Source organism: Nitrosopumilus sp. b2 (assembly GCF_014078535.1).
In the GTDB taxonomy this organism is placed as follows: domain Archaea; phylum Thermoproteota; class Nitrososphaeria; order Nitrososphaerales; family Nitrosopumilaceae; genus Nitrosopumilus; species Nitrosopumilus piranensis.
On the sequence record NZ_MU078702.1, the window covers coordinates 717,810 to 729,062 of the forward strand.

Annotated in this window: 12 protein-coding genes; 5 read left to right on the forward strand and 7 right to left on the reverse strand. The window is 35.1% G+C overall.

The window, feature by feature from the left end:
* Positions 1-529: CFI-box-CTERM domain-containing protein (locus tag C6989_RS04325; protein WP_342751987.1), on the forward strand; the 529-nt coding region annotated here is incomplete at its 5' end.
* 48 nt (positions 530-577) lie between these two features.
* On the forward strand, positions 578-901 hold the full coding sequence (locus tag C6989_RS04330; RefSeq protein WP_182126428.1) for a hypothetical protein: 324 nt from the start codon (positions 578-580) through the stop codon (positions 899-901).
* On the opposite strand, the gene C6989_RS04335 is transcribed toward C6989_RS04330, so the two are convergent.
* The 3 genes from C6989_RS04335 to C6989_RS04345 all read right to left on the reverse strand — a co-directional run bounded on the left by C6989_RS04335 (position 896) and on the right by C6989_RS04345 (position 4,273).
* The gene (locus C6989_RS04335) at positions 896-2,476 is read right to left on the reverse strand and encodes a B12-binding domain-containing radical SAM protein (protein WP_182126429.1); all 1,581 of its coding nucleotides are present in this window, start codon (positions 2,474-2,476) and stop codon (positions 896-898) included. The two genes, C6989_RS04330 and C6989_RS04335, sit on opposite strands and share 6 nt — an antisense overlap.
* A 72-nt stretch (positions 2,477-2,548) precedes the next feature.
* Positions 2,549-3,325, reverse strand: coding sequence for a nickel pincer cofactor biosynthesis protein LarB (gene larB / locus C6989_RS04340; protein ID WP_148702880.1), 777 nt, complete (start codon positions 3,323-3,325; stop codon positions 2,549-2,551).
* A gap of 33 nt (positions 3,326-3,358) precedes the next feature.
* The gene (locus C6989_RS04345; RefSeq protein ID WP_182126430.1) at positions 3,359-4,273 is read right to left on the reverse strand and encodes a malate dehydrogenase; all 915 of its coding nucleotides are present in this window, start codon (positions 4,271-4,273) and stop codon (positions 3,359-3,361) included.
* Between the two features lie 90 nt (positions 4,274-4,363).
* On the opposite strand from C6989_RS04345, the gene larC reads away from it, so the two are divergent.
* From larC to C6989_RS04360, 3 genes are read left to right on the forward strand one after another with little or no spacing between them, the layout of a single operon-like run.
* A complete protein-coding gene (gene larC, locus C6989_RS04350) occupies positions 4,364-5,584 on the forward strand; it encodes a nickel pincer cofactor biosynthesis protein LarC (protein ID WP_182126431.1) in 1,221 nt (406 codons plus the stop codon).
* On the forward strand, positions 5,585-6,382 hold the full coding sequence (gene larE, locus C6989_RS04355) for an ATP-dependent sacrificial sulfur transferase LarE (RefSeq protein WP_148702883.1): 798 nt from the start codon (positions 5,585-5,587) through the stop codon (positions 6,380-6,382).
* Positions 6,379-7,545 carry a cysteine desulfurase family protein gene (locus tag C6989_RS04360; protein ID WP_182126432.1) on the forward strand — a complete coding sequence of 389 codons (1,167 nt, stop codon included), beginning with the start codon at positions 6,379-6,381 and terminating at the stop codon, positions 7,543-7,545. The genes larE and C6989_RS04360 overlap by 4 nt, the downstream gene beginning before the upstream one ends.
* Here the strand turns inward: C6989_RS04360 and C6989_RS04365 are convergent.
* The 4 genes from C6989_RS04365 to C6989_RS04380 form a co-directional block, all read right to left on the reverse strand.
* Positions 7,542-8,345: a PEFG-CTERM sorting domain-containing protein gene (locus C6989_RS04365; protein WP_182126433.1), complete on the reverse strand. Its 804-nt coding sequence runs from the start codon at positions 8,343-8,345 to the stop codon at positions 7,542-7,544. The genes C6989_RS04360 and C6989_RS04365 overlap by 4 nt on opposite strands.
* A 69-nt stretch (positions 8,346-8,414) precedes the next feature.
* Positions 8,415-9,236, reverse strand: coding sequence for a PEFG-CTERM sorting domain-containing protein (locus C6989_RS04370; RefSeq protein ID WP_182126434.1), 822 nt, complete (start codon positions 9,234-9,236; stop codon positions 8,415-8,417).
* Positions 9,237-9,358: 122 nt separating this feature from the next.
* Positions 9,359-10,219 (reverse strand): PEFG-CTERM sorting domain-containing protein, encoded by an 861-nt coding sequence (locus C6989_RS04375; protein ID WP_182126435.1) that lies wholly within the window; start codon positions 10,217-10,219, stop codon positions 9,359-9,361.
* Between the two features lie 107 nt (positions 10,220-10,326).
* Entirely contained in the window at positions 10,327-11,163 is an 837-nt protein-coding gene (locus C6989_RS04380) for a PEFG-CTERM sorting domain-containing protein (RefSeq protein ID WP_148702888.1), read from the reverse strand.
* Between the last annotated feature and the right edge of the window lie 90 nt (positions 11,164-11,253).

Consider the following 11,253-nt stretch of genomic DNA (forward strand, 5'->3'; position numbering starts at 1 on the left):
TGAACCCGAACCAGAGCCAGAACCTGAACCCGAACCAGAGCCAGAACCTGAACCCGAACCAGAACCTGAGATAAATTGTGGAGAAGGAACTGAATTAGTAAATGGAATATGTCAAGTAATCAAAACTCCTGAACCTGAAGATGAAGGTGGTAGTTGCCTAATTGCAACTGCAGCATATGGTACAGAACTAGCACCACAAATTCAATTACTTAGAGAAGTTAGGGATAATACAGTATTGTCCACTACTTCAGGTGCTGCATTTATGACTGGATTTAATACTTTATACTATTCCTTTGCACCAACTGTTGCAGATTGGGAAAGAGAAAACCCAATGTTCCAAGAAGCAGTTAGGGCATTCATCACACCAATGATTTCAACATTGTCAATTATGACTTTAGCTGAAGATGGTTCAGAAGTTGAGGTCTTGGGATTGGGAATTTCTGTAATTGCACTAAACTTGGCAATGTACATTGCAGCACCGGCATTGATCGGATTCAAAGTTCACAAATCTCTCAAATCAAGAAAATAATTTTAGAATTTCTCTAGGTTATTATACTGAAACACATTATCTAACTTAATGCATATTGAGTACGAAGAATTTGATTCAATTGAAGATATTTTTATGTACTTGGCATCAGCTGCACCACCAATGAAAAATACAATGCCGATTAACTCCTACAAGGATTATGTTATGTCATTTATTCCACTTAGTCCTTCTACTGGAGAAACATATCTTATGTTGTATGTCAAAGGAACCCTTGAACCTGGAATATATGAGTTTGATGTATCTTCAAAATCATATAAAAAAGTTGACAATATTGAGAGAGCAGACAAAGTTTACTTTATCTCATTAACACCAAAACGAAATACCATAGCAGATGTTGCTATAGAAAATCTATAATTTCTTTGTTTGAATTTTTGGAGCAGATACTGATCTGCTTCTAGCATACTTGTCAATTATCTCATCAGGGGTTCTTCCATTGAATAGATCCTTACACAATCCTCTTAGATATCTCATAATTGCCCACGTTCCTGCTTTTAGAATTCCATACATGAAAACTTTCATTGGTGGTCCATAAGTCTTGTTTCTAAGAATGATTGGAATGATGTCGTTGATTACACGTAGATTGTTTTCCCAGCATTTCCAAAACAAGGTAAACTGTGCTTCATTCAAATTTCCAAAGTGCATTGAATTCTTTTCACTAAAGTCCTGATACAATAATGGTGCAACTAATCCTCTAAAGTCCATCTCTCTAAAGTCACTCATCATATCAATTGTATACTGGATATCGTCAGGCGTTTCATCAGGCCAACCAATAATGATTGTAGCAGCTGGGAACCAATGGTTTTCATTGAGAATTTTTGCCCCTTCTCTAACAACGCTGCCCCATTCATCAGTAGAAAATGGTCTTGTTTTAACACCTAAGTGCTTCTTTACCATATCTGGTGCAACTGTCTCAATTCCTAGATTAGTTGCAAGCCATCTTCCTGATTGATCCTGTCCATTAACATGTGAAATCTGTTGCATCAATGTAGGGTCTGCGGCAACTGCTGAAAATGTCATGTGTGTTGTTCCAATAAAGTTTGCGCCAAGTCCTTTTAGTGACTTCCACAAATCTGTAATGGCATCTCTGTTAGGAACAAAATCCCTGTTATCACATCCATATAGCAACATCTCATCAGAGTGCAACCAAATTGAATCAAAACCATAATCTAAATTGATTTTTGCCTCATGCTGTAATCTTTCTATTGGCAGATCTTTCTTTGATCTTTTATTCACATCACAAAAATCACAACCTCTTCCACATCCTCTCATTGCCTCAATCAAAGAATTGATTGTAGGTCCTTCAATTGTTGGAATGTTTTCAAGGTTTCTTACAAAACAATGCATTAATTCTGGAGCATCATTTTTTTCTAAATCTTGGAATAAATCAACTGCCAATTCATCTGCTTCTCCAACTACCACTGTGTCTATTCCATGAATCTTCATTCTATCTGATTTTGCTAATTCCCATGCCCCGTTTCCACCAACTACAACTTTGAAATCATATTTCTTTTTGAGTTGAATTATACTTGCACACATTTTTTTAAATTTCATGGCAACATACGACAATTTTTCTGGTGACATTGTTGTGGTAACTGGTGCCATTCCCAATGGATCCATAACATTAATTCCGACAACTTTCGTGTCTGGTCCAATTGATTTGTGTAGCATATCTGGATGTCCAATGAATACATCGTCTCTCTTGTATCCTCCTTGAATCAATGAACTCTCAATTCTTCTTAGTCCAATTTGGGCAACTTTTGCTTCACCTGTAATTGGATCTGTTTCAACTGAAGGACAAAATACTTTGTCAAAAACCCATTCTGGTAGGACCTCATATGGTCCACACGCAATAAATCCATACAGAAAATTTCCTCTATAATTTGTCATTAAACTACGATCAGCAGTTAGTACAACACGTTTGCCAGCCAACTATCAAACTTCGTTTGATTATGTTATATATCATTTACGAGGTCATTTTGCTCAAAGAATTGTAAATTTTACTTATTCTTTTTTTCTAATTGTTCTGTTTGCAATATTTGCAGCAATCCCACCAGCTGCAATACCGTTGTCTATGTTTACAACAGATAATCCCAAGGAGCAACTTTGAAGCATTGAGGCAAGGGCTGCGATTCCTTTTTCTCCATAGCCATATCCTACTGATGTTGGAATGCCAATAACTGGGATATCTGTCAGTGTAGAGACTAGTGTTGCTAATGCACCTTCCATTCCAGCAGCGACAATTATACAATCAACATCTGCTTCTATCATTTTTTTTAAAATTGGGAAAATTCTTTGAATTCCAGCTACTCCCACATCATAACTTGTGATGCATTTACAATTCATTGCTTCGCAAACTAGTCTTGATTCTTCTGCTATCCCAATATCTGATGTTCCAGCAGTAAGAATACCCACTTTTCCACCATGAAATTTGATTGGTTTTTTGAATAACAATAACGAAGATGACTTTTTTCCTGTTTTAATTTTGACTTTTAGTCTCTTTGCAAATGCCTTGATTTTTGAATAATCTGTTTTCTTTATTCTTGAAACAATTACGGAATTTGATTTTTCTAAAGTTCGTTTTATAATTTTTTTAGTTTCGTCAAGTTCCTTTGTCTCAGCAAAAATTATCTCAGGAATTCCCCTCCTTTTTCTTCTGTTGATGTCTATTTTTGCAATTCCTTCTATCTCTTCAATTGAATATAATGAAAGAAGTTTTTTTGCATCATTAACTGACATCTTTCCTGCTTTAACTGATTTTAGAACTTCGTGAATTTCCAATGATAATTTTTCTTTCTATGGATAAAAAAAGGCTTAGATCTCAATGCCTGATATTGCACCTTTAACGCTCTCTACTGCTTTGTTAAAGACTTGTTTCTCTTCATCGTTTAGATCTAACTCTATAATTTTTTCTACTCCTTTCTTTCCTATAACTGCTGGAACTCCGATTGTGACATCCGAATGACCATATTCCCCATCAAGATATGTTGCAACTGGGATGACTTGCTTTCTATCTCTTACAACTGATTCAACAATTGCAGAAATTGCATTTCCTGGGGCGTGAACTGTTGCTCCCTTTAACTCAATAACTTTTGCAGCAACCTGCTTTGTGTTTTGAACCAACTCATCTAATTTTTCTTTTGGCAAAAATGATGATAGTGGAATTCCTGACACAGATGAAAATCTTGGTAGTGGAAGCATATTTTCACCATGTTCTCCAATAACTAGTGCTCTGATGGAATCTCGAGAGTGTCCAGTTGCTTCATGAATAAATTGTCTAAATCTAGATAAATCAAGCATACCTCCCATTCCAAATACCCTACTTCTGTCAAATCCTGATACTTTGTATGTGATGTATGCCATAGGATCTAATGGATTGGTAACTGGAATAATCATAGAGTCATCTGCATATTTTTTGATGTTATCTACTACACTTTTGACAATTGAAGCGTTGATCTTCAATAGATCCATACGAGTCATTCCTGGCTTTCGTCCAGAACCTGCTACAACTACTACAATATTGGAACCTTTCATATCTTCAAAATTGTTAGAACCCTTTACTTCGACATCTATTCCTTGCTCTGAAAGCATGTGGTTGATATCCATTGCCTCACCTTGAGGAAGTCCTTCAGCAACATCTAGTAACAAAATCTGGTCATCTAATTTTTTTAGTGCAGAAAATAATGCTGCATCTCCGCCTACTTTACCTGATCCAATAATGGTAATCATGAAAGTCGCTGTTAATTTTCAATAATTAAATCTAGTGAAATTCCATACCGATCAGACGAATTTATAAGCATTTTTGATAATTTTTAATCAATGGTTTTAGTAATTGATCCTCAAATCGCAGGAATATCTGGAGATATGCTTCTCTCTTCTTTAATTGATTTGGGAGCTGATAAACGCAAAGTAATTGATGGGATTAAAAAATCTGAAAAATTTTTCTCAAATTCAACTATTAAAAAAATTGATTTTCAAAAAACCCAAAAACGAGGAATTGAGGCTCTGCAACTAATCTTAGAACTTGATGAACCCACTCATGAAAGAAAGGGGTCTGAAATTAAAAAAGCAATAAATGATTCTACTCAAAATTTAGGACTATCTGAAAAGGCAAAAACATTTGCTGAATCTTGTATTAATGCACTCATTTCTTCTGAATCTAAAATTCATGGTGTTCCTGAGGATTCTGTCCATTTTCATGAGGCCTCTAGCATTGATACTCTAGTTGACATTGTTGGGATCACAATTGCCCTAGATGATTTGGGGTTGTTTGATGAAAAAATTATTTGTCTGCCTGTCTCTATTGGTGGAGGAAGTGTAACTTTTTCACATGGTACAATGTCTAATCCTGCAAGTGCAATTCTTGAGATCTTCAAAAACTCTTTTCTCAAAATTCAAGGCACTGATGCTAATGAAGAACTAACAACTCCTACTGGTGCTTGCATTTTGGTTAATTTAACAAACACATCCATGGATTACTATCCTTCAATGAAAATCAAGTCAATTGGATATGGTGCTGGACAAAAAGATTTTAAAAAATTTTCTAATGTATTAAAACTGGTCCGAGGTTCTACAAATGATTTAGAAATTGATTCTGTAAAGATTCTTGAGACTAATGTTGATGATATTTCAGGTGAAATACTTGGAAATCTCATCGAAAAAATTATGCAAAAAGGAGCTCGAGATGTTTCAATCTATCACGGAATTACAAAAAAAGGTAGGCCTACAAATCTTGTATCTATAATATGTGATGATCAAAATATCGATGAAATAGTTGATACCCTAATTTTAGAAACTGGAACACTGGGAGTTCGCATATCTGACTCTAACAGATTTATCGTTCCAAGAACAAACCATAATGTTTCATTAACAATTAATGGACAGTCTTTTGAGGTGCGATATAAAAAATCATCATTTAAAGGCAAAACAGATTTTAAAATTGAGTTTGATGATTTGAAGCATATTTCAAATACTCTTGAAAAATCAATCAAAGAAACAGAACCACTACTTCGTAAAGAGATTGAAAAAATGGAGAATTAGATGACAAAACTTGATGAACTGAAAAATTGGTTTGCTGATAAAAATAAGGTAATCATTGCATTATCTGGTGGTGTAGATAGTGCACTTGTAGCATATGCTGCATACCAAAAATTAGGTAATTTGGCAATTGCAGTAACTGCTGATTACAAGACTCTCTCTGAAGAAGAACTACAAACAGCCAAGCAAGTTTGTTCTGAAATAGGAATCCAGCAACTCCTCTTAGATTACAATGAACTTGAAAATAATGAATTTACAAAAAATGATTCCACTCGATGTTTTCACTGTAGGCTTGAATTAGGCGACCATTTGTTGAAATTGGCAAAACAACAGCAGGTAGAGGTAATTGTTGATGGAACAAACCTTGATGATCTGGGTGATTATAGGCCCGGAATTGAGGCATTGAGACAAAATGGGATTAGAAGTCCTCTTGTTGAGACAAATTTTTCAAAATCAGAAATTAGAGAAATTGCAAAATCTGTAGGATTATCAGTTCATGACAAACCATCAAACTCTTGCTTGGCTTCACGGATTCCATGGGGTCAAAGAGTCACTGCTGAAAAATTAACTAGAATAGAATTAGGCGAAACAGTTGTAAAACAACTAACCAAAATCAAACAGGTCCGTGTACGTGATCTAAATGGTTCTGCAAAAATTGAAGTAGAAAAAAATGATATCTCTGCATTTAATGATATTGTGTTAAATAAAATCACAGAAAAATTAAAGTTGATTGGATTTTCTTCAGTTGAAGTTGATCAAGAAGGGTATAAACCAGGAAAAATCAATGTGATTGCAGATTGATCTATCTTGATAACGCTGCATCTACTCAAATTCATAATGATGTCTTAGACTCTATGCTTCCATATCTTAAAGAACAATATGGTAATCCTTCATCTATTCATCATTATGGTAGATTGTCCCGTAAAGCAATTGAAAAAGCAAGAAAACAAATCGCATCCCTGATAAATGCTGACCCTTCTGAAATCCTGATTACTTCTGGTGGTACTGAATCAAATAATACTGCATTAAGGGGGATTTTGAAAAAACATACTTCCGGTCAAATTATAACATCTTCCATTGAACATGATGCAATTTTAGAGCCATGTAAAAAATTATCTGAAGATGGATTTGATGTAATCTATCTCCCCGTTGATAAATTTGGTATGGTTAAACTATCCGACCTACAAAATCACATTTCTGAAAAAACTAGAATTGTTTCAATTATGTTTGGAAATAATGAGGTTGGAACCATCCAGCCAATATCTGAAATTGCTAAAATTTGTCATGATCACGATGTCGTCTTTCATACTGATGCAGTACAAGCAGTGGGCAAAGTGCCAATAGATGTTGGTAAATTAGGCGTGGAACTACTCTCAATTTCATCTCATAAACTCTATGGTCCTAAAGGCATTGGAGCATTGTATGTCAAAAAAGATATCTCAATTGATCCTATGATCTTGGGAGGAGGTCAAGAACACGGTTTACGTTCTGGCACTGAGAATGTTGCAAACATTGTTGGTTTTGGAAAAGCATGCGAACTTGCAAAAACAAATCTCTCTGAAAACATAACTCGCATGAAAAACCTCAGAGACATCTTGGTTCAAAATGTACTAAATGAAATTCCTCAAGTATCTGCTAATGGGAATTTAGAACATCATTTACCAAATAATGCCCATTTTACTTTTCTTGGTGTAAACGGTGAGGATCTAATAATCAAGCTTGATGAATATGGTGTTGCAGCATCTACTGGCTCTGCTTGTTCTGTACACACTCAAAAGGCATCTCATGTTTTACAGGCAATGGGTTTCTCACATGAACAAATCACTGGTTCATTAAGACTGACCATTGGAATATTCAATGATGAAAAAGAAATCAAGCAAACAGTGGATATTTTAAAAAAAGTTGTAGAAGAGTTAAGAGCAGTTTCCCCATTTAAAGAAAAATATTCTTTTTCTAAAACCTAAATTTTAATCTGATATTTGTTTCTAGTAAGAATTACTGTTGCCATTATTCCAACTAGTAAGATCATCATTGCAATTGTTCCAAACTCTGGAACAATATAGGTACCAATAATTTCAATATCTGAATCTCCCTGTTCAAAATTTATTGTAATTACTCTTGAATCTGAGTGTACCATTGATTCTTGATATGCTACCTCTACACCATCAATTAAAATGATAAAGGTGTCATCTTTTCCATCTTGTTTTTCAGCACCAATAAACTCTCTTGGTAAATCTAATGTTATTACCCCTTCATCAGTTGAATCTACTTGAACAATTAATGCAAAAATATCTGAATCAACTATCATGTTTTTGACTGTTCCACCTTTGATTGTATATTCTACATCAAACGTTCCATGACTTCCGGCATCAACTTCAAAATTTGTTGTAGTTACAACTGACTCTGTTTCTGGAGTAAAACTAAACTCATATTCTGCAATATTTCCTTCTCCATATAACACTCTGACTAGATAATCTCCTGCCTTACTCCATAATGGTCCCTCTGCAATAACTGTATGAGAATAAGTTCCATCTTGAGCCACCGTAATTTGTGCAATATCTACTAGATTGCCCTCTGTAAATAATTGGAGTGTTACTGGTGTTTCTCTTATTACTGTTGTGACTTTTCCTGATATGACAATTGTATCTCCTTCGTCATAATTTTTATCATCTGTTTGAACCGAAATTAATGACTCTTGAGCAAAAGCAAATCCTGTCGAAATTATTAGTACTGAAATTAATCCATAAAATATCCTAGAATCCACAAATTTTCAATGATATGTTTGTATATTTCTTTTACTATTAAAAATGAAAAAATGAAAAAAGATGTGATTTTAGTATCTTGGTATAATGCTAAGTCTTGATCTTGCAGATACTGCAATTATTGAGATAATTGCTACTGCTAGAATCATTGCTGCGATTGTACCAAATTCTGGTATTACAAAGGTACCAATAATTTCAATTTGTTCAGTTCCTGCTGGGAACATGACTGTTACTTTGTTTGCAACAATCTCAACATCATCCCATTCTTGTCCATCAACTAGTACCATGAAGATACCGTCTTGGACTGTCTTTGATGGAGTTATTGTTAAGGTTCCATCCTTTTTGGCATTGATGTTGATAACAATTGAGTTGTCATCTGTATTGAGGGTTGCACTTGTAACTGCACCACCTGTAATGCTAAATGGTACACAATAACCATTTGCAGTTAATTCATTTGCACCACATTGTTTGGACGTTGTAGGTGTTTCATATGTTGGTGTATGCGAAATTCCACCAGTTAATTTGACTTTGACACTGCTCTTTTTATCAGCACTGCCATAGTTTGCCTTAACGGTGTAGGTACCGTCGTATTTCCACATTGCACCTGCTGTGTTTAATGTGGTCTCAAAACTTCCATCATTTGCTACATTGATTTGATCAATTGCAACAACAGAATTTAGAGGACTCACAACAGTAATTGTAACTGGAAATCCAGATGCTACATTTGCTACTTGCCCATTTACCATAATCATGTCACCTTGTTTGTAATCCTTCTTATCTGTCCAAACAGATACTGGGATCTCTTTAAGCAACATCTCATTTGATGTTGCCCTTGCCTCGCTGTTGGAACATCCTACACATGCTGGTGGGAGTTCTGCGAATGCTGATGACATGGTTAAAGTACCGACTGCAGTCAAAATGGCTAGTAGCGCAAACGACGTATGGCTGTTCATCTTGTTGCAAATTGAACCTGTCTCTATTTATGTATATTTAAAAAATGAAAAAAGATGTGATTTTAGTATCTTGGTATAATGCTAAGTCTTGATCTTGCAGATACTGCAATTATTGAGATAATTGCTACTGCTAGAATCATTGCTGCGATTGTACCGAATTCTGGTACTACTACTCCGTCTTCAATTTCGACTTCGGTTGAAGCAGTGTATTTTGGATCGTCAAATTGTTTTGCAGTTACAGTATAGAAACCATCTTGTTTCCATAGCGGACCACCTGTGTTAAATGTGGTACTGAATTCGCCATTTAGCATTGGTGTGATTTGCCCAATGGATACTTTATTTCCATTTGGTGCAGTAACAGTCAAAGTTACGTCTTGACTAACTCTGTCTGTTTGTCCTGAGATTTCAATAGTTGAAGATCCTATAACGGCATCTGCATGAATTTCTAATCCTGCATCTTTAGCAATATTTGGTCCAGATGGTACGAATATATCTGAACTATAACTTGACTCAGTTGCTGATGTCTTTTTGGCCATTCCGTTTACTACTTCGACTTCAACGTCCAATGTATAAATTGAATTTTGTTGCAAGCTTTGTTTAGCTGATATTGTGTAAAATCCATTTTCCTTCCATGTTGGACCTATTTTGAATTTAGTCTCAAATGTTCCGTCACTCATTGGTGAAACTTGATCAATAACAACTACGTTATTTCCACTTGGAGATATTACTCTAAATGTAACATCTGTCAACTTTGAAACTGTTTTACCTGTGACAGTAATGGTGTCTGAATTTCTATCTGCTTTAGCAGTAATGGACATTCCTTGTGTCTGAGCAAATGCGTCTTGCTGAATTGCAGTCATTGAAATTAATGACAGTGCCATAACGGCAAATACCACTGATGTTGTAGAACGTTTTAAATTCATCCTATTTTCACCCAAGTTGCTTTGGTATTTATGTATATTTAAAAAGTAATTTTATCATCTAACCCATCTATAATACACAATTCTATAAAAAGAGAAAAAAGATGAAATTAGTATCTTGGTATAATACTAAGTCTTGATCTTGCAGATACTGCAATTATTGAGATAATTGCTACTGCTAGAATCATTGCTGCGATTGTACCAAATTCTGGGACTACAAATGTACCGATTATCTCGATCTCCTCAGATCCTGCTGGGAATGATATGGTTAATGTTCTATCTGTTGATGTTTTTATTTCATCAAAGTCTACTTCTTCTCCGTCAACTAGAACGAAAAATTCCTCATCTGCACCATTCATAGTAGCATCTAATACTGATCTAGGGATTGTCATTGTGATTGAACCGTCATTAGTGGCATCAATTGATACGATCAAAGATTTTGCTTCAAAGTCAGGCATGATTCCAAGTAGTTTTGCCCCTGTAATCGTATACCCTATCAAATCTGTTGAACCCTCAACTGTTACAGTTTTTTCTGTAACTTTGCCTGTATCCTTTGGTGGTGTTACTACCGTAGAACCACCAAATTCAAATGATGTTGTATCTGATCTATTCACACTACCATATTGAACGGTAATTGTGTATGAGCCTTCTGCTCTCATCAATGAACCTCCAGCAGTAATTTCAGTACTGAATTTTTTGTCTGCGCCAACTGTAACTTGAGCAATTGAGACCAAGTTGCCATTAGGTGCTTTGACAATAACACTTACAGGAGTTCCTGAATATAGATCTCTAACTTCACCTGTTACCATGATGACTTCGCCTTCTGAATATGATGTTTTATCTGTGGTAACAACAATCGTATTTTGTATTTGTCCAAATGCTGGTGACGTACCAATACTTGCAAAAAGAATTGCAGATATGGCAAACACCATCAATTGTGATTTCATTGTTCTTACGCCTAAATTTCTACTATTTAAGGTTGTGAAAAGATTAGTTGACAAAATAGAAAAAACACAATTTTCTTGACGAATTTCAGA